Source organism: Afifella sp. YEN Y35, assembly GCF_047553465.1.
GTDB lineage: Bacteria > Pseudomonadota > Alphaproteobacteria > Rhizobiales > Afifellaceae > Afifella > Afifella aestuarii.
In genome coordinates this window covers 2,630,291-2,650,972 of the sequence record NZ_CP180203.1, presented here as the reverse complement: position 1 = coordinate 2,650,972, position 20,682 = coordinate 2,630,291, and the positions used below count along the sequence as shown (strand labels likewise).

Genomic DNA, 20,682 nt, shown 5'->3' with positions numbered 1-20,682 from the left:
CATGCCGCAGAGCCTGGTCGCGCCCGGGGTCAGTCGAGGGTGTTGCGGAAGCGGATGAGGGCGAGCGTGGCGATGACGCCGAGGAAGGCGAGGATCGGCCAGATTTCCGGCCAGACGAAGGAGAGGTCGCTGCCCTTCAGCATGATGCCGCGCACGACGCGCAGGAAATGCGTGAGCGGCAGGACATTGCCGAGGATCTGCGCCCATTCCGGCATGCCGCGGAAGGGGAACATGAAGCCCGAAAGAAGGATCGACGGCAGAAAGAAGAAGAACGTCATCTGCATCGCCTGGAGCTGCGTGCGGGCGAGCGTGGAGAAGGTGTAGCCGAGCGTCACATTGGCGGCGAGGAAGATGGTGACGGCGACGAGAAGGGCGAGATAATTGCCGAGCATCGGCACGTTGAAGAGCATGAGCGCAGCGGCGAGGATGACGACGACCTGGATGAGGCCGAGGCCGATATAGGGCACGATCTTGCCGATCATGATCTCCACCGGTTTGACCGGCATGGAGAGGAGGTTCTCCATCGTGCCGCGCTCGATCTCGCGGGTGAGGGCGAGCGCCGTCATCAAAGTCGTGGTCATGGTGAGGATGGTGCCGAGAAGGCCCGGTACGATGTTGTACTGGCTGATGCCCTCCGGATTGTAGAGCCGGTGGATGATGACGTCGGCGCCGCGCGCCTGTGCGCCTTTTGAACCGAGCGGGCCGCTCAGGACATGGGCGATGGCGCGGCTGACGATCTCCGGCATGGCGGCGAGCGCGTTGGCGGAGGCGGCGGGATCCGTCGCGTCGGCTTCCACGACGACTTCGGGGGAAAGCCCGCGCACGAGATCGCGCTCGAAATTCTGCGGAATGGTGAGAACGAAGGAGAGCGAGCCGTCTTCGAGGGCTGCCCGCGCGTCCGCCTCGCGAGCGAGCGGGGCGGCGATGTCGAAATAGCCGGAGGTTTCCATGCCCGCGACGATGGCGCGTGACACCGGCCCGCCGTCGAGGACGAGAACGCCCGTCGGCAGCATCTTCGGATCGGTGTTGATGGCATAGCCGAAGAGGATGAGCTGCAGGATCGGGATGCCGATGATCATCGCGAAGGTGAGCCGGTCGCGGCGCATCTGGATGACTTCTTTGAGGAGCACCGCCTTGATGCGGGAGAGCGAGATCAGGCCCATCTCACCCCTCCAGCGCCTGGGCCTGGCTCATCAGGCGGATGAAGACGTCTTCGAGTGTCGTCTCGCCCTGGCGCACGGCGATGTCGTGGTCGCTCTTGACGGCATCGATCGCGGTTTTGAGCGCTTGCGCATCGGAGCCGACGACATGCACCTCGCTGCCGAAGGGCGCCACCTGTTCGACGCCCTTTGCCCCCGTCAGCGCTTTGGCGGCCGCCGGGGCGCCTTTGCCGCTCAAGATGAAGGTGGTGAGCTTCGACTGGTCGATGATCTCTGAGACCGTGCCGCGCGCCACGATGGTACCGTAGGCGATATAGACGATGCGGTGGCAGCGCTCCGCCTCGTCCATGTAATGCGTGGAGACGAGGACGGTGAGGCCCGTTTCTGCGAGCTCGTGGATCTCGTCCCAGAATTCGCGCCGTGCCTTCGGATCGACGCCAGCCGTCGGCTCGTCGAGGAGAAGGAGCTCGGGCGTGTGCATGGTGCAGGCGGCAAGCGCGAGGCGCTGCTTCCAGCCGCCGGACAACGTGCCCGCGAGCTGGTCGCGCCTCGAGGCGAGGCCGAGACGGTCGAGCGTGTCTTTGGCCGCCTTGCGCACGTTTGTCATGCCGTAGAGGCGGGCGACGAAGACGAGATTTTCCTCGATCGTCAGGTCTTCGTAGAGCGAGAAGCGCTGCGTCATGTAGCCGACGCGCCGCTTGATCTCTTCGGCTTGGGTCAGGATGTCGTAGCCAAGGCAGGTGCCGCTGCCGCCGTCGGGATGCAAAAGCCCGCAGATCATGCGGATGGTCGTGGTCTTGCCGGAGCCGTTCGGGCCGAGAAAGCCGACGATCTCGCCGCGCGCGATCTCAAGGTCGATGTCCTTGACGACCGCCTTGCCGCCGAAGCGCTTGGTGAGATCCTCGACCTCGATGACGGGGGCGCGATCGCTTTGGCTGGTGCCCGACCTCATGATCCGGGCTCCGCAGCGACGAGGCGCACATCGACCGGCTGCCCGACGCGCAGGCGTGCCGTGTCTCCGACCGGCCGCGCCTCGGCGCGGAAGAGGAGCTTGCCGCGGCGTTTTTCCGAAAAGATCACCGGCGGGGTGAATTCCGCTTCCGCCGAGACGCGCGTCACCCGTGCCGTGAGGCCCGCCGGGCAATTGTCGCAGGAGATGGCGATTTTGGCATTGTGCGGCAGCTGCGCGAGCTGCGGTTCCGGCACGAAGAAGACGATCTTGCGCTCGCTCTCCGGCAGAAGCGAGAGCACGGGCTCGCCCGCTGCGACCACCTCGCCCGGGCGGTAATAGACATCGTCGATGAGGCCCGCCTCCGGCGCGCGAACATTCGTCTTCGCAAGCTTGGTCTTCGCCTGAGTGACGCCGGCGCGCGCCGCCTCGACCTGGCGCTCCGCCGCCTCGATCTGAGCTTTGCGGGCGGGCAGCGTGGCGACGTCCTTCTGACGCCGGGCCTCGGCAAGCTGGGCTTCGGCGACGGACAGGGTTTCGCTCGCCTGGTCGAGGCGCGCCTTGGCGATGACGCCGCGCTGGAAGAGATCCTGCTGGCGCTGAAACTCCTTTTCCGCCTGATCGCGCGAGGCGCGGGCCTTGTCGATCTGCGCCTCGATGACGGAGAGTTCGACGGGCCGCTGCCCCTCGCGGCGGTCGGCGAGCTCGGCCTCGGCGGCGGCGAGTTCCGCCTCCGACTGGCGCAACTCGGCCTCGATCGTCTGCCGGTCGAGCGTGAAGAGGAGGGCCCCGGCCTCAACCTGCGCCCCTTCCCGAACCTCTATGTCGGCGATGCGCCCGGCGATTTCCGGCGCCGCATAGACGAAGTCGCCTTCGACATAGCCTTGCAGGGACGGCGCATCGGCTTCGCCGGCACGCCCGCAGGCGGACAGGGTCGCGACAGCTGCAAGGACGACGAAAAGGGCACCGGCGACACGCATCTCATGCCTCCCCCTTCCGGCCGCGCAACTCCGTCACGACGAGATGAAGATGCGTCCGGAGCATCGCCTTGATCTCGTCGAGCAGCGATGGGGTATACCGGTCGGCCCCGAGCCGGCGCAGAACCACAGCCTCGGCGACGCGCAGAAAGATGCCCTGGCCGATGAGGAGAAAGGTTCTGAGGCGCACGGTCTCGCTGTCGGGATCGAGCCCGGTGGCGACGCCGAAATTGAGGCACACCGTGCGGTGCATGCGCTCCATCACCTGCGCGTAGATGATGTCGAAGGCCGCCGTCGGGCTCATCTGTTCGCGCAGGATGAAACGGGAGACGCGGCGCATGTCCTCGTGGCCGACGATGACGTCGACGATCGTGTCGAACGCGAGCTCCAGATGGGCAAGCGCCTCCTGCGGGTTCGCGGGCGGGGCGGCGTCGACGATCTGCGGCGCGCGTTCCGCGATCCGGCTTCCCATGATCGCGGCGACATGGCCGGCGACGGCGAGATAGAGCTCCTCCTTGCCGCCGAAATGGTAGGAGATCGCGGCGACATTGGCCTTGGCGAGCTTGGCGACATCGCGCACCGAGGCGGCATGCAGGCCGCGCTCGCCAAAAAGCTCCAGGGCCGCATCGAGAATGCGCTCGCGCGTCGTGTCGCCCGGAACGTTGGCCGGGCTCGCCGGCGCCCTGGATGCGCCGGCGGCATTCTCCGAGGATTTCGGCCGGCGAACGCCTTCCTTGGGCTGCAGCATGGGGGGCTGCAGCATGGGAGGCTGCGACACGGGGTTTCTGCTCATGGATAGGACTTTCCGGCCTTTGATCTAGGGGTAATCATCCATCAAACGATCGTTTAAGTCAAACGTTCGTTTGAATACGTCATGTCGTGGCTGCGCAGGCCCGCGGAACATGCTAGCCGGGGCCCAGGAAGGGCGGTCGCCGCCACCGGGGAGCCGGACGGCAGTGGCACCTGCGAGCAGAGACGGCGGTTGCCGCCACCAGAGGAGGCGGGATGTGACCTACGAGGAATTCAACGCCTTCTGCAGGGCGCTGCCGGCCACGACCCATGTCGTGCAATGGGGCGGGGCGGATGTCTGGAAGGTCGGCGGCAAGGTCTTTGCGATCGGCGGCTGGCACGAGGAGCGGCCGGCCTTCACCTTCAAGACGACGGAGATCTCGTTCGAGATGTTGAAGGAGGAGCCGGGACTGCGCCCGGCGCCTTATCTCGCCTCGCGCGGCCTCACCTGGATCCAGGATTTTGCGCGAGGCCTCTCCGACGAAGACCTCCGCGCCTATCTCCGCGCCTCTCACCGCCTGGTGGCCAACGGGCTTTCGAAGAAAAAGCAGAAGGAGCTCGGCCTCGATCTGCAGGAGACGTGACGGTTGGATCCCCACTCAGAGGATTGAACGCGCAGAATTTCGGGTGCGGTCGGCTGGCCGGCGAGGCCGGCGGAAATCGATCCAGAGTGCGAGCTCGGCATTTGCGGGAGGGCGGGACGGTGCATCACGCCGGGCGCTTCGACGCCTTCCGCCAATCGGCCGGTGTCGTCCCCATCACCCGCTTGAAGGCGCGGCTGAAGGCTTCCACGGAATCGTAGCCGACGTCGTAGGCGATCTGACTGATGCCAGGACGCCCCTCGCGCAGCTGCTGACAGGCGAGCTGCATGCGCCATTGCCTCTGGTAGCGCATCGGGGGGACGCCGAGGAGGTCGGTAAAACGTTCGACGAAGGTGCTGCGTGACATGCCGACGGCGCGGGCGAGATCGGCCGTCAGCCATTCGGTGCGGACATCTCGGTGAATCAGGGCGAGCGCTTGAGCGATGTGCGGATCCTGGAAGCCCCGCAGCCACCCGGCATGATCTTCGCGGCGCTCCAGGAAATGGCGCACCGCCTCCACGAACAGCACCTCGGAGAGGTGGGACATGACGCCGGAGGAGGCGAGGCGGCCCTCGACGAGCTCGGCGACCGCGAAGCGCACGGAACTCTCCACCCATTCGCGTGAGGCCGCCTGCCGGAGGTCGAGCTTGAGGGCGCGGGGCAGGAGCGCGAAGACAGGGTTGATCGCCTCCGAACTGCCGAGGAAGCCGCAAATGAGATGCGTTTCTTCGCCTCCGCCGCCATGCACGATGCGGGTCAGGCCGCCGCCTTCGGACAGGCGCATGAGGCTCTGCCCGTCGATGGGGGCAAGCCCGGGAGCGCTGGAAAGCGTATGCACGTCGTTGTGGGTGAGAAGCACGACCTCGCCGCCCTCCACCTCCAGCGGCGGTTCACCCTCGATCTGCAGGAGCATGTATCCGGCGAGGACGACGTGGAAGAAGATCAGCTGCAGCGGATCCTGCAGGATCGAGCGGCAATCCTCCGCCATCAGTGTCGTGACGACACTGTAGGGCGCCGTCAGGCGCACATCGAGAAACACGCCGCCCGTCAGCCGGACTGCACGAAGAACATCCGACAGCGGGTCCGGGGTTGGCGGCCCCTTTTGTTCGGACGGACAGTCGGAAGAGGCGGACGCGCGATCATTCTGCAACCGGGTCTCCGCATCTACCACTCCGCCCGGATCTGTCGGGCAGAGCGTACTCGGAAGAGCAGTCCATCCCTTGGCAGAAAAACTGTCAAGGGAGTGTCGAGAGGCCCGGCGGCTCCTGTTCTAGGGATGAGGAAACCAGAAAATGACAGTTCTTGCTGCGGCGTCCGATCTCGGCGCCATCAAACAGCGTCAGCAGGCCATATGGGCGACCGGCGATTATTCGGTGATCGGCACGACCTTGCAGATTGTCGGTGAAGATCTTTGCGAGGCGCTCGATCTGCGCGCCGGCGAGCGCGTGCTCGACGTGGCTGCCGGCAACGGCAACGCGACGCTCGCGGCCGCCCGCCGCTTCGCCTTGGTCACCTCCACCGACTATGTGCCGCGCCTGCTGGAGCGCGGGCGCGAGCGCGCGGAGGCGGAGCGCCAGACCGTCTCCTTCACGGAGGCCGACGCGGAGGAGCTTCCGTTCCCGGACGAAAGCTTCGACGTCGCCGTCTCCACTTTCGGTGTCATGTTTTCGCCCGATCAGGAGAAGGCGGCGCGCGAGATGCGGCGCGTCGTGCGCCGGGGCGGGCGCATCGGCCTCGCCAACTGGACGCCGGATGGCTTCATCGGCCGGCTCTTCAAGGTGATCGGCCGGCATGTGCCGCCGCCGGCGGGGCTGAGATCACCCTCCCTCTGGGGAACGGAAGAGCGGCTCGCGGAGCTCTTTCCGGCGTGTCGGATCACGGTGAAGCCGCGCATCTACACGTTCCGTTATCGCTCCGCCGAGCATTGGGTGGACGTTTTCCGCACCTGGTATGGGCCGACCAATCGCGCCTTTGCGGCGCTCGACCCCGCCGGTCAGGCGGCGCTGGCGGCGGATATCGTGACACTCCTTCAGGACCTCAACCGCGGCGGCGAGGCCGCGCTGATCGTGCCGAGCGAGTATCTGGAAGTCGTGATCGACCGCAGCTGATGCGGCCGGCGTGTGGTCTTCCGGCATGCCTGCCGTGGATGGCCCCTCTTTCGACCGTCTCCTGGAGAGAGACGATTGCTCAAGGCGGGGGCGAGACCTGTCTGTCAGGCGCAAATCAAAGGGGCACGGCCTTTCGGCCGTGCCCCAAGCTGTTTCGCTTGTCCCATGCGCCGGATTTCGGATTGGCATCCGGCGCATGCGACGCGATGGTTGGCCTCAGTGGCGCGGGGCCTGGAGGTCGAAGCGGTCGGCCTCCATCACCTTCGTCCATGCGGCGACGAAGTCCTTCACGAACTTCTCCTGGCTGTCGGCGCAGGCGTAGACCTCGGCGAGCGCACGCAGCTGCGAGTGCGAGCCGAACATGAGGTCGACGCGCGTCGCCTGCCATTTGACCTCGCCGGTCTTGCGGTCGCGCCCCTCATAGGTGCCGTCGGCAACGGGCTGCCATTGCGTCGCCATGGTGAGGAGGTTGACGAAGAAATCGTTCGTCAACGTGCCCGGCCGGTGGGTGAAGACGCCGTGCGGCGCGTTCTGATAGTTCGCGCCGAGGACGCGCATGCCGCCGAGAAGCGCCGTCATCTCCGGGGCGGTGAGCGTCAAGAGCTCCGCCCGGTCGACCATCGCTTCCTCCGGCCGCATGAACTGCCGACCGCTCAGATAATTGCGGAAGGCATCGGCGCGCGGCTCGAGGGCGCGGAAGGAATCGACGTCCGTTTCCTCCTGGCTCGCATCCATACGGCCCGGCGTGAACGGCACGGCGACATCGACGCCGGCATCCTTCGCCGCCTTTTCCACGGCTGCGGTGCCACCGAGCACGATGAGATCGGCAAGCGAGACCTTCTTGCCGCCGGTCTGGGCGGCGTTGAAGTCCGCCTGGATCGTTTCGAGTGCCTGCAGCGCCTTGGCGAGTTTTTCGGGCTCGTTCGCCTCCCAATCCTTCTGCGGGGCGAGACGCACGCGTGCGCCATTGGCACCACCGCGCTTGTCGGAGCCGCGGAAGGTCGAGGCCGAGGCCCAGGCCGTCGAGACGAGCTCGGAGACCGACAGGCCGGAGGCGAGGATTCTCGCCTTGAGATCGGTGATGTCCGCAGCATTCACCAGCTCGTGGTCGGCCGCCGGGATCGGGTCCTGCCAGAGCAGCGTTTCCTGCGGCACGAGCGGGCCGAGATAGCGGACTTTCGGGCCCATATCGCGGTGGGTGAGCTTGAACCAGGCGCGCGCGAAGGCATCGGCGAATGCGTCGAAATCCTCGTGGAAGCGCCGCGAGATCTTCTCGTAGTCCGGGTCGAAGCGGAGCGCGAGATCGGTCGTCAGCATCGTCGGCTTGCGGAAGCGGCTCGGGTCATGCGCATACGGGATTTCCGCCGGCGCATCCTTCGCCACCCATTGATAAGCACCGGCCGGGCTCTTTTCGAGCTCCCATTCGAAGCCGAAGAGATTGTCGAAGAAGTAGTTGCTCCACTTGGTCGGCGTCTGCGTCCAGGTGACCTCCGGGCCGCCGGTGATGGCATCGTCGCCGAAGCCCGTGCCGTGGCCGCTCTTCCAGCCGAGGCCCTGATCCTCGACCGCCGAGCCTTCCGGGTCCGGCCCGAGAAGCGAGGGATCGCCCGCGCCGTGCGTCTTGCCGAAGGAATGGCCGCCGGCGATGAGCGCCACGGTCTCTTCGTCGTTCATCGCCATCCGGTAGAAGGTTTCGCGGATGTCCTTCGCCGCCGCGACGGGATCGGGCTTGCCGTTCGGACCTTCCGGATTGACGTAGATGAGGCCCATCTGCACGGCCGCGAGCGGCTCTTCGAGCTGGCGCTCGCCGGAATAGCGTTCGTCGCCGAGCCAGGTGCCTTCGGGGCCCCAGTAGAGCTCTTCCGGCTCCCAGACATCGGCGCGGCCGCCGGCATAGCCGAACGTCTTGAAGCCCATGGTCTCGAGCGCGACGTTGCCCGCGAGCACCATCAGATCGGCCCAGGAGATCTTGCGGCCGTATTTCTGCTTCACCGGCCAGAGAAGCCGGCGCGCCTTGTCGAGATTGGCGTTGTCGGGCCAGGAATTCAAAGGCGCGAAGCGCTGCTGTCCTGCCCCGGCGCCGCCGCGCCCGTCGGTGATGCGGTAGGTGCCGGCCGAGTGCCAGGCCATGCGGATCATCAAGCCACCGTAATGGCCGAAATCGGCTGGCCACCACTCCTGCGAATCCGTCATGAGCTGTTTCAGGTCCTCGATGACGGCGTTGAGGTCGAGGCTCTGAAATTCTTTCGCGTAATCGAAATCCTTGTCCATCGGATCGGACAAGTCGGAGTTGCGGTGCAGCGTCGAGATGTCGAGCTGCTCGGGCCACCATTCGCTGTTGCGGGCCCCGCGTTTCCCGCCACTGAACGGGCAGCCGCCGGAACCGTCGTCTACTTTCGCATCCATGTGCGCCTCCTTGGACGTTTCTATCAGGAGCAGAAATTATCTGCCGCCGGGCGATAGGTGAAGCCTTCTTTTTATAATCGCTCTAATAAGAAACGCTGATGACGTGCGTGCGCAGCGCGCGCGTGTGGTGTTCGGGGCGGTTTTGGGGGAGCGGACGAGGACCGCATGCGGCGGCTGAGGCGTGCGCCAAAGGAAACGGCCGCCGCGGTGCGCCGCGACGGCCGTCTAAAAAAGATGGATCCGGCCGAGGGCCAGGATTGGCGTTGCGCCTTCGCCCTGTGAGGGCCCGGCCACGCCTCTCCGCAGGCTCCGGCCTGCGTGCAGAACGCGTTGCCCGAAAAGCCCGTCTAGCGCTGCTTCACCACGATCGGTACGAGCAGGTCGCCCCAGAAGCCGTCTTCGGAATGGTGGCGGGCGGTGCGCTGCAATTCGACCGAAAGGCCGGCATCGACGCAGCCGATCACGGCCTGATTCAGCCGGTGCAGTTCGTTGGCGAGCACGCGGATGGCTGCCTGCTGCGCGTCAGTCATTTCGGACGAAAGCGCTTCGGCGCGCTCCTTCACCGGCGGTTTGGTCAACATCGTCTCCACTTTCTTTGCGCGCCCAGTTCGGTCGCCGGGCTCAATTGCGACCGCGGGAGAGGATCGCTCTCCCGCGGCCTTTAGGTTGCGCGTCTTCTGACCGGAAAATCAACCCGGTCACGCCGCGCGCGTTTGGGCTTTCTCCTCCCCGGAGTGGAACTGAGCGGATTCCGTCGATTCGCCCATGGCCGTGGTCGACGACAGGCCGCCCGTGATCGCCATCGACACGGCATCGAAATAGCCGGTGCCGACTTCGCGCTGGTGGCGGGTCGCCGTGTAGCCGACGGATTCCGCCGCAAATTCGGCCTGCTGCAGCTCCGAATAGGCCGCCATCTGGCGATCCTTGTAGCCGCGGGCGAGCTCGAACATGCCGAAGTTCAGCTGGTGGAAGCCGGCGAGCGTGATGAACTGGAATTTGTAGCCCATCGCACCGAGCTCGCGCTGGAACTTGGCGATGGTCTCTTTGTCGAGATTCTTTTCCCAGTTGAACGAGGGCGAGCAATTGTAGGCGAGCATCTTGCCCGGATGCGCCTTGTGGACGCCTTCGGCGAAGCGTTTCGCCTGTTCGAGGTCGGGCTTCGACGTCTCGCACCAGATGAGGTCGCAGTAAGGGGCGTAGGCGACGGCGCGGGCGATGCAGGGCTCGAGCCCGTTCTGCACCCGGTAGAAGCCTTCCGCCGTACGTCCGGCGTCGTAATCGACGAAGGGACGATCGCGCTCGTCGATGTCGGAGGTCAGAAGCTTCGCCGCTTCCGCATCGGTGCGGGCGATGACGAGGCTCGGCACGCCGCAGACATCGGCCGCAAGACGCGCCGCCGTCAGGTTGCGGATATGGGCCGCCGTCGGGATCAGGACCTTGCCGCCGAGATGGCCGCACTTCTTTTCAGACGCGAGCTGATCTTCGAAATGCACGCCGGCCGCGCCGGCCTCGATATAGGCCTTCATGATCTCGAAGGCGTTGAGCGGGCCGCCGAAACCGGCTTCCGCGTCGGCGACGATCGGGGCGTACCAGGTGTCGACCGACTGCTTGCCTTCCGACGTCTCGATCTGGTCGGCGCGCTGGAAGGTGCGGTTGATCTTGCGGGCGAGCTCCGGGCCGGAATTGGCCGGGTAGAGCGACTGGTCGGGATACATGGCGCCGGCGACGTTGGCGTCGGCCGCGACCTGCCAGCCGGAAAGGTAGATGGCTTTCAGGCCTGCACGCACCATCTGCATGGCCTGGTTGCCGGAGAGCGCGCCGAGAGCATTGACGAAGTCGTCTTCATGGAGAAGCTTCCACAACCGGTTGGCGCCGTGCTCGGCCACCGAATACTCGATCTTCAGAGATCCGCGCAGCCGCTTCACATCTCCTGCGGTATAGGGCCGCTCGATCCCCTCGTAGCGATCGGCCGGAGCGTTCGGAAGAAGGCTCTGAAAATCGGTCATGTCAATCTCCTTACTAGACTTCTTGTGTCTGTTCCCGTCTTTGTGAGGCTCATTTACAATGCGGCGCACAAAATGCCAGGGCGAAAAGCCGGAAAATCGCGTGAAACGGGTGAACTTGTAAGTCTTGCACGCGCGTTTTTGTCGAAGTTGTAAGGAATTTACAAAGTCTCGCGGCGGCCGTAAGTTGGCAGACGTTGCAACGACGCGGTGGGGGAGGCGATCGTGGCGGAACGCAAGATATTCGCAGGTCCGCGCATCAGGCGCGTCAGAAACGGCCTCGGCCTCACCCAGGCCGACATGGCCGAAGCCCTCGGCATCTCTTCAAGCTACCTGAATCTCATCGAGCGCAACCAGCGGCCTCTGACCGTGCAGGTGCTGTTGAAGCTGCAGGCGGCGTTCAAGATCAGCGCGAGCGAGCTCAAGCTCGACGAGGAGGGGGTCGATCTCGACGCTCTCAAGGCGGTGTTCGCCGATCCGCTTCTGGCCGCGGAAGTGCCGAGCCCGTCGGAGCTGGAAGAGGTGGCGGAGGCGGCCCCCAACGTGGTGCGCGGCATCTCGCGTCTCTACGAAGCCTATATGGAAGGGGCCGGGCGGCTCTCGGAACTGTCGCAGCTTCTGGCCGAAGGCGGCGAAATCCGCACCGAGATGGGCGCGCGGCTGCCCTTCGACCGGGTCGCGACCTGGTTCGAAGAGGCGGGGCCGTGGTTTCCCGAACTGGAAGACACCGCCGCGGCTTTGGCGGAAGAGCTGACCCCGCGCGACGATCCGTTTGCGGCGCTCAAGGCGCATCTGCGCGAGCGCCATGGCATCGATCTCAGGATCCTGCCCGCTCATGCGCTGCCGGACGAGCGTGCCCGCTTCGATCGCCATTCGATGCGCTTCTTCATTGCCGAATCCGTGCCGCTCGTCGATCGCGCCTGGCTCGTCGCGCTGCAGGTCGCCTATTCCGGCCATGCGCCGCTTTTGAACAAGCTCGCGGCCCAGGCCGCGCCGAAGGATACGGAATCGCAGCGTCTCCTGCGGGCGGGCTTCGCGCGTCGTCTCGCCGACGCGATCCTGATCCCGGCCCCGCGCCTTGCCGCGGCGGCGCGCGAATTCCGCTTCGATCTCGCCGGGCTCAGCCAGCGCTTCCAGACCCGCAATGCCCGCATCATGGCGCGGCTTGCGGCCCTTGCCGGCAATCCGGAAGGCGACGTCGACGAGGCCGCTCTCGTCGTTCTCGACGGCGCCGGCACCGTGATCACCCGCATCCGAGGCGCGGGTTTTCCGTTTGCCCGGTTTGGCGCCGCCTGCGGGCGCCTGCCGATTTTCGACCGGCGGACGGAAAGCGGAGTGCTCGCGGCGCGCCTGTCCTTTCCCGACGGGGCGACCTTCTTCGCGCTCGCCATGCGGGAATCCGAAGCGCTCGCCGACAAGACGCTGCCGCCGCCTTTGCGGGCGACGCTTCTCGTCTTCCCCGAGCGTTTTGCCGAGGCGACCGTCTATGATTTCGTTCGCTCCGCCCCGGCGCGGCCCGTCGGCGTGACCTGCCGGCTGTGCGAGCGGGAAGGCTGTGCCCATCGCGCCCAGCCGCCGGCGACGCGGCCGGCGAGCCTGCACGATTACCGCATCGGCAAATCCGACCGGGAGATCCCCTGAGCGCCACGGCGCCGGCGCACCTGCGACTTTCGTTATGCCAAAACGCGGCGTTTTTGGTCTCGCGACGATTGAAGCTTGCCGCGGCTTGCCCCTATGTTGCCGGGGAATGGCCGCTATGCGTGCAGTGAAAGCCCACCAACAGGGGAGGTGCTCTTGTTCAGAGCTCTTTGTCTCGTCTCCACCCTGGCGATCGTCGCTGCCTCCGGCAGTCCGGCCTTGGCCCAGGACGAGGAGAAGGTCGTCAACGTCTACAATTGGTCGGACTATATCGACGAATCCATCCTTGAAGATTTCACCAAGGAAACCGGCATCAAGGTCGTCTACGACGTCTACGATTCCAACGAGATCCTGGAAACGAAGCTTCTCTCCGGCGGCACGGGCTATGATGTCGTCCTGCCGTCCGCCTCGCCGTTTCTCGCCCGCGAGATCCAGGCCGGCGCCATGCAGAAGCTCGACAAGTCGAAACTCCCCAACCTCAGCCATGTCTGGGACACGATTGCCGAGCGGGTATCGAAATACGATCCCGACAACGAATACTCGGTCAATTACATGTGGGGCACGACCGGCATCGGCTACAATGTCGATATGATCAACGAGCGCATGCCCGATGCGCCGGTGAAGTCCTGGGATATGGTCTTCGACCCTGACGTCATCTCGAAGTTTCAAGATTGCGGCGTCTACATGCTCGACGCGCCGACGGAGATGATCCCGGCCGCCCTCAACTATCTCGGCCTCGATCCGAATTCGACGAATCCGGACGACATCGACAAGGCGGAAGAGCTGTTGAAGTCCGTGCGCCCCTACATTCAGAAGTTCCACTCCTCCGCCTATATCGATTCTCTCGCCAACGGCGATATCTGCATGGCGGTCGGCTGGTCGGGCGATGTCTTTCAGGCGATCGATGCGGAGGCCGAAGGGATCAACGTCAAATACGTGATCCCGAAGGAGGGCGCGCAGATGTGGTTCGACCAGATGTCGATCCCGGCCGACGCCCCGCATCCCGCCAACGCTCACGCCTTCATCAACTACATCCTGCGTCCCGATGTCATCGCCAAGGCGTCGAACTATGTCTTCTATGCCAACGGCAACAAGGATTCGCAGCAATATCTCGATGAAGAGATCATCGGCGATCCGGCGATCTATCCGCCGAAGGACGTGATGGACAAGCTCTACACGGTCGACCCGTACGACCCGAAGGCGCAGCGGCTCATCACGCGCGCCTGGACGAGCGTCAAGACCGGGCAGTAAGAGGCCGCAAAATGGCCGGGCAGGCATTCTGCCCGGCCTCCAACGAGGGAAGGGTTACGTATGGCCAAAATGCTCGGGCCCGTGAGGCGCGCTTTTCAGCCGTGGAACGATCCGAGTCAGCCGCCCTTCATCGAATTCAGGAACGTCACCAAACGCTTCGGCGATTTCACCGCCGTCGACAATCAGTCGATCACCGTCTACGAGCGCGAATTCTATGCCCTGCTCGGGCCATCCGGTTGCGGCAAGACCACCTTGTTGCGGATGCTGGCCGGCTTCGAGGAGCCGAGCGAGGGCGAGATTTTTCTGGATGGCCGGCCTTTGACGGGCGTGCCGCCGCACAAGCGGCCCGTCAACATGATGTTCCAGTCCTACGCGCTCTTCCCGCATATGAACGTCGCCGACAACATCGCCTTCGGCTTGAAGCAGGAGGGGATGGCGAAGGCCGATATCGCCGTGCGCGTCGACGAGATGCTGCGCCTCGTCAAATTGCAGGATTTCGCCCGCCGCAAGCCGGCGCAATTGTCCGGCGGCCAGCAGCAGCGCGTGGCGCTCGCCCGAGCGCTCGCCAAGCGTCCGAAAGTGCTGCTTCTCGACGAGCCGCTCGGCGCGCTCGACAAGAAGCTGCGCGAGGAGACGCAGTTCGAGCTGACCGACCTGCAGGAGAGCCTGGGCCTCACCTTCCTCATCGTCACGCATGACCAGGAAGAGGCGATGACCATGGCCGACCGCATCGCCGTCATGGATCATGGCCGCGTCATCCAGGTGGCGACGCCGGCCGTCATCTATGAGGCGCCAGCCTCGCGCTACATCGCCGATTTCGTCGGCGACGTGAACATTTTCGAAGGCCGCATCGCGCATCTGGAAAACGGCGGCCTGACCATGACGACGGCGGCCGGCTTCACCGTCGAGGTGGCGGAGATGCCGCAAGGCGTGGCCCGCCCGCAGGCCGGCGAGACGATCTGGTTCGCCATCCGCCCCGAAAAGATGGTGATCAGCCACGAGCGGCCGCCAAACGCCACCACCAATCTCATCGAAGGCGAAGTCTGGGACATCGGCTACCTGGGCGATGTCTCGATCTACAACGTCAAGCTCGATTCCGGCGACGTGGTGCGCGCGACGCGCCTCAACGCCTCGCGGGAAGTGGAGCGGCCGATCACCTGGGAGGACCGGGTCTTCCTCTCCTGGCGGCCGGACGCCGGCACCGTCCTGGTACGATAGGGGGTCGGCGTGCACGCTTTGCGCATCTTTCTCGCCCGCCGCGTCGTCATCGCCATTCCGTATCTGTGGCTTGCCGTCTTTTTTCTGGCGCCGTTCCTGATCGTCCTGAAGATCTCGTTTTCGGCGACTGCGATCGCCATGCCGCCCTATACGCCGGTCTTCGACGGGCTGGCGACGCTTTGGGAGAGGGCGAAGGATCTCTCCTTCGACAATTACGTCTGGCTGACGGAGGATGCGCTTTACATCAAAGCCTATCTCTCCTCGGTCAAGATCGCGCTCATTTCGACGGCGATCACGCTCCTCATCGGCTATCCTCTGGCGCTTGCCATGGCGCGCGCGCCGGACCGCATCCGCCCGATGCTGCTGATGGCGATCATCCTGCCGTTTTGGACCTCGTTTCTGATCCGCGTCTATGCCTGGATCGGCATCCTGAAGCCCGAGGGTCTGTTGAACCAGCTGCTTCTGTCGCTCGGCGTCATCGACCAGCCCCTCACCATCATCAACACGGATTGGGCCGTCTATATCGGCATCGTCTATTCCTATCTGCCCTTCATGGTGCTGCCGCTCTACGCCACCTTGGAGAAGATGGACTACCGGCTGATCGAGGCCGCGAACGATCTCGGCGCGACGCCGCTCGGGGCTTTTTGGAAGATCACCGTGCCTTTGTCTGTGCCGGGCATTCTGGCGGGCTCGCTCCTCGTCTTCATTCCGGCCGTCGGCGAATTCGTCATCCCGGATCTTCTCGGCGGCTCCGACACGTTGATGATCGGGCGCACGCTCTGGGTCGAGTTCTTCTACAATCGCGACTGGCCGGTCGCGAGCGCGGTTGCGATCGTGCTCCTGCTACTCCTCGTCGTGCCGATCGTCATTTTCCAGAAGATGCAGCAGAGGGCGTCGAGCTGATGCGCCGCTTCACCTCTTTCAATCTGGTCGCGCTCGTCTTCGGCCTCGCCTTCCTCTATCTGCCGATCCTCATTCTGATCATCTATTCCTTCAACGCCTCGCGCATCGTCACCGTCTGGGGCGGGTTTTCGACGCGCTGGTATGTCGAGCTCATGCACAACGAGAGCATTCTCGACGCGGCCTGGGTGACCTTGCGCGTGGGGCTTTTGTCCGCGACGCTCGCCACCTTCCTCGGCACGCTCGCGGCGATCGCGCTCGTGCGCGGGGGGCGGTTTTGGGGGCGCACGCTCTTTTCCGGCATGGTCTTCGCGCCCCTCGTCATGCCGGAGGTGATCACCGGCCTGTCGCTCCTGCTTCTCTTCGTGGCGGTCAATTTCGACCGCGGCTTCTGGACGGTGACGATCGCGCATATCACCTTCTCGATGTGCTTCGTGGCCGTCGTCGTGCAGTCGCGGCTTCTCTCCTTCGACCGCTCCTTGGAAGAGGCGGCGCTCGATCTCGGGGCGACACCGGTGAAGACCTTCTTTGCCGTCACGCTGCCGTTGATTGCGCCTGCCGTCGTCGCCGGCTGGATGCTCGCCTTCTCGCTCTCGCTCGACGATCTCGTCATTGCGAGTTTCACGACGGGCCCGGGCGCCACCACCCTGCCGATGAAGATCTACAGCCAGGTCCGCCGCGGCGTGACGCCCGAGATCAACGCGGTGTGCACCATCCTCGTGGCGCTGGTGACGCTGGGCGTGCTGACGGCCTCGATCCTCGGCAAGGCCCGCTCTCCGGCGCGGGCCCCGTAGCTGCGGCAACCTTAAGCCGGGGGAAAGCGTCGTCGCGGGCAACCCATAGACGCGATCAGCGCTGCGCCTCAGTTCGAGGCGGGCGCGCTCGAGGTCAGTTCCGGGCTTGCCAGCGTGCCGATGATGTCGACCGGGATCGCCGGCTGATCCGTCTTCGGCGTGAGCGTTCCGGACAGGTCGAGGCGACGGTCATGAAGACCGATCTCTCCTGCAAGCGAGGCGGTGTAGCGCGACGTCTCCACCAGGCCGTCGGTGAGTTCACACTGCCCGTCGGCGAAGGTGAGGCCCGCCTTGAGCAGCGTGAAGGGCGTGCTTGCGGTCGCGTTGAGGAGCGGCTGTGCCCCGCCTTCAGGCGCTTTGGCTGCGGCTTCGAGGTCGAGATACGGCAGGCGGCCGTTCTTGGCGTCGACGGTCAGGCGCCCGGTCGCGGTCTGCAGCATGGCGCCGACATCTTCGCCGGAGCCGGCAAGTTCGACCATGATATCGGCCGTCCCCTCGATCGGCGCGGTGCCGAGCATGGAGGTGAGGCCCGCGGTCTTGAGCTCGTGGGCGCGCAAGGCGGTCTGCAGACGTGGCAGGCCTTCATCCACATCGAGGGTGATGTTGCCGCTGAGGCGCCCCCCATAAAGCTCCGCCTCGCCGATCGTCAGAAGGGCGTGGCCGTTCTGGACGAGAAGCGATGCCCCGACCCGCTGCAGGCGGGCCGCATCGACCCGAACTTCGCCGGCCGAGACGCGAAGATCGGCCTTGAAATCGTCGAGCCAGCCGGTGGTGAGGCGCGTCTTGAGGATCGCCGGCGCCTCGCCGTCGTCGACGCGGAAGAGATGATGCAGGACCGGCGTCGTATCGAAGGAGGGGAAGGCGAGGGTTCCGGACATGGACGGCGTGCCGGTGAAATCGAGCCGCAGGGCGCCCTTGCCCGAAACGCCGTTCAGATTGAGGGTGGCGTCGGAAAACGTCGCCATATTGCCGGCGATGTCGGCGTCACTGTCGAGGCGAATGGTTTGGAACGGCGAGGCTTCGGCAAAACGGCCGCTGAACCAGGAGAGCACTGTGGGTGCATCTTCGAGGTTGAGGGCGAGCCGGCCGAGGAGATGCGGATCGCGCGGGTCGCGCACGGTCCCGCTGAAGGAGGCGTTGAGACTTTTCGCCTGCACATCGAGATTGAGCGTCGTTTCGCCGGCCCGGATGAAGCGGTAGGGCTGCTGGGCGGAGGCGGTGATGCGCATCTCCTCGCCATGCCGCACGAAGCGGCCGGAGACTTCGATCGGCTTTCTGACGCTGTCCCATTGCAGATTGAGGTTGACCTTGGAGAAGACCTCGCGGCGTCCGCTCTGTTCGTCGCTGTAGACGATGCGCCCGTTCTGGATGACGAATGAGCCGAGGCGCACATCGCCGGCAAAGGCCAGTTGCAGCGCGGCGGCACTCGTGTCGAAATCCCAGCTCTCGGCCCCGTCGGCGGCACGGCGCAACGAAATCACGGGAGAGACGATGGTGAAATCCTCGATTTCGACCTCACCGATGAGAAGCGGCAGGAGGCGCACCGAGGCTTTGAGGAAGGCCATCTGGACGAAAGGCGTGTCGTCGCCCGGAGGTCCGGCGATCTCCACGTCCTTGAGCTTGACGCTGAGGCGCGGCAGGAGCGTGATGACGGCTTCGCCCTCGAGCGAGACTTCCCGCCCGGTCCAGGCCGATATCTGCTCGGCGACCCGACGCTTGACGTCTTCGGGCGAGACGAGTTGGCTAGCGAGGAATGCCAGCCCGCCCACGAGAACGACCAGGAGGCCGAGGGCGATAAGCAGCCGCCGCATCATGGGGACCTATCTCCGTTGTCATCGCGATAGGGGCTTTGCCGCCCGAAGGCAAGGCGCTTGGGGCTTTCTGCACGCCTTCCTTCAAGAGGCAAGACCGCCCTCACAGAACACGAGCCGAGGAAACGCTGATGAACGATACGCCTTTGTGGAAACCCGATCCGGCCAAAGCCGAGGCGACGCCCATGGCGCGCTTCCGCAAAACCGCTGCCGAGGCGGCGGCGGGCGAAGAACTCGGTGATTATCACGCTTTGCACGCCTGGTCGGTGCGTGATCCTGCCGCTTTCTGGAACGCGATCTGGGATCATTGCGGCGTCATCGGCGAAAAGGGCGAGCGGATCCTGGAAAGCGCCGAGGCGATGCCGGGGGCGGCCTTCTTCCCGGATGCGCGGCTGAATTTCGCCGAGAACCTCCTGACGCGCAAAGGCGCCGAGGATGCCCTCGTCTTCCGCGGCGAGGACAAGGTGAAGCGGCGGCTCTCCTGGGACGATCTTCGCGGCCTCGTCTCGCGCCTGCAGCAGGCGATGCGGGACGCCGGCATCGGCAAGGGCGACCCGGTGGCGGCGATGATGCCGAACATGCCGGAAACGATCGCGGCCATGCTGGCGGCAAGTTCGCTCGGAGCGATCTGGTCGTCCTGCTCGCCGGATTTCGGCGAGGGCGGCGTTCTCGACCGCTTCGGGCAAATCGAGCCGAAGCTCCTGATCGCCTGCGACGGCTATTGGTACAACGGCAAGAAGATCGAGGTGGCCGACAAGCTCGCCAAGATCGCCGAGAAACTTCCAACGGCCGCAAAGGTCGTCATCGTGCCCTATCTCGATCAGGCCGAGGAGGTGGCGAAACGTGTGCCGCGGGGCGTCGCGCTCGATGATTTCATCGCCTCGTTCGAGGCGCAGGAGCCGACCTTCGAGCGCCTGCCCTTCAACCATCCGCTCTATGTGCTCTTTTCCTCCGGCACGACGGGCATTCCGAAATGCATCGTCCACGGGGCGGGCGGCACGCTTCTGCAGCATCTGAAGGAGCATCGGCTGCATTGTTCGATCACACCGGGCGAGAAGCTTTTTTACTTCACCACCTGCGGCTGGATGATGTGGAACTGGCTCGTCTCGGGGCTCGCCTGCGAGGCGACGCTCCTGCTCTACGACGGCTCGCCCTTCTATCCCGACGGCAACGCACTCTTCGATTATGCCGCCGAAGAGAAAATGGCGATCTTCGGCACCTCGGCGAAATTCATCGATGCGGTGCGCAAGGCGGGGCTCAAGCCTGCAACCTCGCACGATCTGTCGGCCCTGCGCATGATGACCTCGACCGGCTCGCCGCTCGCGCCGGAGAATTTCGACTTCGTCTACGAGGCGATCAAAAAGGATATGCATCTCGCCTCGATTTCCGGCGGCACCGACATCGTCTCCTGCTTCGTGCTCGGCATTCCGACCGAGTCCGTCTGGCGCGGCGAGATCCAGGGGCCGGGTCTCGGCATGGCGGTCGATGTGTGGGACGAGGACGGCCAGCCCGTGACGGGAGCCAAGGGCGAACTCGTCTGCACGAAGCCCTTTCCGTCGATGCCGGTGATGTTCTGGAACGATCCCGACGGGATCAAATACCAGTCCGCCTATTTCGATCGCTTTCCGGGCGTGTGGTGCCATGGCGACTTTGCCGAATGGACCGAGCATGGCGGCATCATCATCCATGGCCGCTCCGATGCGACGCTCAATCCGGGCGGCGTCCGGATCGGCACGGCGGAGATCTACAATCAGGTCGAAAAGCTGCCGGAGATCCTGGAGGCGCTCGCCATCGGTCAGACCTATGACGACGATGTGCGCATCGTTCTCTTCGTCAGGCTCGCGGAGGGCGTCGAGCTCGATGCGGAGATGACGAAGCGCATCAAGCAGCAGATCCGCGACGGGGCCTCGCCCCGCCATGTGCCGCAGAAGATCGTCCAGGTCGCTGACATTCCGCGCACGAAATCGGGAAAGATCACCGAGCTTGCCGTGCGCGACATCGTTCACGGCCGCGACGTGAAGAACCTCGAGGCGCTCGCCAATCCCGAAGCGCTCGATCTCTTCCGCGATATCGAGGAACTTCGAAAGTAGGAGCGTT

Annotated in this window: 17 protein-coding genes; 8 read left to right on the top strand and 9 right to left on the bottom strand. The window is 64.9% G+C overall.

Annotation, left to right across the window (positions count from 1 at the left end):
* Positions 1-29: 29 nt before the first annotated feature.
* From ACK8CP_RS12605 to ACK8CP_RS12590, 4 genes are read right to left on the bottom strand one after another with little or no spacing between them, the layout of a single operon-like run.
* Complete coding sequence (locus ACK8CP_RS12605; RefSeq protein WP_414832033.1) at positions 30-1,163, bottom strand: ABC transporter permease; 1,134 nt, start codon at positions 1,161-1,163, stop codon at positions 30-32.
* Position 1,164: 1 nt separating this feature from the next.
* Positions 1,165-2,112, bottom strand: a complete 948-nt coding sequence (locus ACK8CP_RS12600) for an ATP-binding cassette domain-containing protein (RefSeq protein ID WP_414832032.1) — start codon at positions 2,110-2,112, stop codon at positions 1,165-1,167.
* The gene (locus tag ACK8CP_RS12595) at positions 2,109-3,089 is read right to left on the bottom strand and encodes an HlyD family secretion protein (RefSeq protein WP_414832031.1); all 981 of its coding nucleotides are present in this window, start codon (positions 3,087-3,089) and stop codon (positions 2,109-2,111) included. Before ACK8CP_RS12595 ends, ACK8CP_RS12600 begins: the two co-directional genes overlap by 4 nt.
* Position 3,090: 1 nt before the next feature.
* Positions 3,091-3,849 carry a CerR family C-terminal domain-containing protein gene (locus tag ACK8CP_RS12590; protein WP_414832030.1) on the bottom strand — a complete coding sequence of 253 codons (759 nt, stop codon included), beginning with the start codon at positions 3,847-3,849 and terminating at the stop codon, positions 3,091-3,093.
* Positions 3,850-4,093: 244 nt separating this feature from the next.
* Between ACK8CP_RS12590 and ACK8CP_RS12585 the strand changes: the two genes are divergently transcribed.
* The gene (locus ACK8CP_RS12585) at positions 4,094-4,459 is read left to right on the top strand and encodes an MmcQ/YjbR family DNA-binding protein (protein ID WP_414832029.1); all 366 of its coding nucleotides are present in this window, start codon (positions 4,094-4,096) and stop codon (positions 4,457-4,459) included.
* 124 nt (positions 4,460-4,583) lie between these two features.
* Here the strand turns inward: ACK8CP_RS12585 and ACK8CP_RS12580 are convergent, their stop codons facing one another.
* Positions 4,584-5,606, bottom strand: a complete 1,023-nt coding sequence (locus ACK8CP_RS12580) for an AraC family transcriptional regulator (protein ID WP_414832028.1) — start codon at positions 5,604-5,606, stop codon at positions 4,584-4,586.
* A gap of 142 nt (positions 5,607-5,748) precedes the next feature.
* Here ACK8CP_RS12580 and ACK8CP_RS12575 point away from each other — a divergent pair, with 142 nt between their 5' ends.
* A complete protein-coding gene (locus ACK8CP_RS12575; RefSeq protein WP_414832027.1) occupies positions 5,749-6,564 on the top strand; it encodes a class I SAM-dependent methyltransferase in 816 nt (271 codons plus the stop codon).
* 216 nt (positions 6,565-6,780) lie between these two features.
* On the opposite strand, the gene katG is transcribed toward ACK8CP_RS12575, so the two are convergent.
* The 3 genes from katG to aceA all read right to left on the bottom strand — a co-directional run bounded on the left by katG (position 6,781) and on the right by aceA (position 10,976).
* Positions 6,781-8,970 carry a catalase/peroxidase HPI gene (gene katG / locus ACK8CP_RS12570; RefSeq protein WP_414832026.1) on the bottom strand — a complete coding sequence of 730 codons (2,190 nt, stop codon included), beginning with the start codon at positions 8,968-8,970 and terminating at the stop codon, positions 6,781-6,783.
* Between the two features lie 347 nt (positions 8,971-9,317).
* Positions 9,318-9,551 (bottom strand): hypothetical protein, encoded by a 234-nt coding sequence (locus ACK8CP_RS12565; RefSeq protein WP_092809024.1) that lies wholly within the window; start codon positions 9,549-9,551, stop codon positions 9,318-9,320.
* Between the two features lie 117 nt (positions 9,552-9,668).
* Positions 9,669-10,976: an isocitrate lyase gene (gene aceA / locus ACK8CP_RS12560; protein ID WP_414832025.1), complete on the bottom strand. Its 1,308-nt coding sequence runs from the start codon at positions 10,974-10,976 to the stop codon at positions 9,669-9,671.
* A gap of 222 nt (positions 10,977-11,198) precedes the next feature.
* Between aceA and ACK8CP_RS12555 the strand changes: the two genes are divergently transcribed.
* From ACK8CP_RS12555 to ACK8CP_RS12535, 5 genes are all read left to right on the top strand, one after another.
* Positions 11,199-12,614: a short-chain fatty acyl-CoA regulator family protein gene (locus tag ACK8CP_RS12555; RefSeq protein WP_234629623.1), complete on the top strand. Its 1,416-nt coding sequence runs from the start codon at positions 11,199-11,201 to the stop codon at positions 12,612-12,614.
* A gap of 153 nt (positions 12,615-12,767) precedes the next feature.
* Positions 12,768-13,862: a polyamine ABC transporter substrate-binding protein gene (locus tag ACK8CP_RS12550; protein WP_234629622.1), complete on the top strand. Its 1,095-nt coding sequence runs from the start codon at positions 12,768-12,770 to the stop codon at positions 13,860-13,862.
* Between the two features lie 60 nt (positions 13,863-13,922).
* Positions 13,923-15,080, top strand: a complete 1,158-nt coding sequence (locus ACK8CP_RS12545) for an ABC transporter ATP-binding protein (protein ID WP_234629621.1) — start codon at positions 13,923-13,925, stop codon at positions 15,078-15,080.
* A 9-nt stretch (positions 15,081-15,089) separates the two neighbouring features.
* Complete coding sequence (locus tag ACK8CP_RS12540; RefSeq protein ID WP_414832024.1) at positions 15,090-15,983, top strand: ABC transporter permease subunit; 894 nt, start codon at positions 15,090-15,092, stop codon at positions 15,981-15,983.
* Positions 15,983-16,774: an ABC transporter permease gene (locus ACK8CP_RS12535; protein ID WP_414832023.1), complete on the top strand. Its 792-nt coding sequence runs from the start codon at positions 15,983-15,985 to the stop codon at positions 16,772-16,774. The genes ACK8CP_RS12540 and ACK8CP_RS12535 overlap by 1 nt, the downstream gene beginning before the upstream one ends.
* A 68-nt stretch (positions 16,775-16,842) precedes the next feature.
* Here ACK8CP_RS12535 and ACK8CP_RS12530 read toward each other — a convergent pair whose 3' ends face one another.
* Complete coding sequence (locus ACK8CP_RS12530) at positions 16,843-18,588, bottom strand: AsmA family protein (protein WP_414832022.1); 1,746 nt, start codon at positions 18,586-18,588, stop codon at positions 16,843-16,845.
* A gap of 128 nt (positions 18,589-18,716) precedes the next feature.
* On the opposite strand from ACK8CP_RS12530, the gene ACK8CP_RS12525 reads away from it, so the two are divergent.
* Positions 18,717-20,675, top strand: coding sequence for an acetoacetate--CoA ligase (locus ACK8CP_RS12525; RefSeq protein ID WP_414832021.1), 1,959 nt, complete (start codon positions 18,717-18,719; stop codon positions 20,673-20,675).
* Positions 20,676-20,682 lie beyond the last annotated feature (7 nt).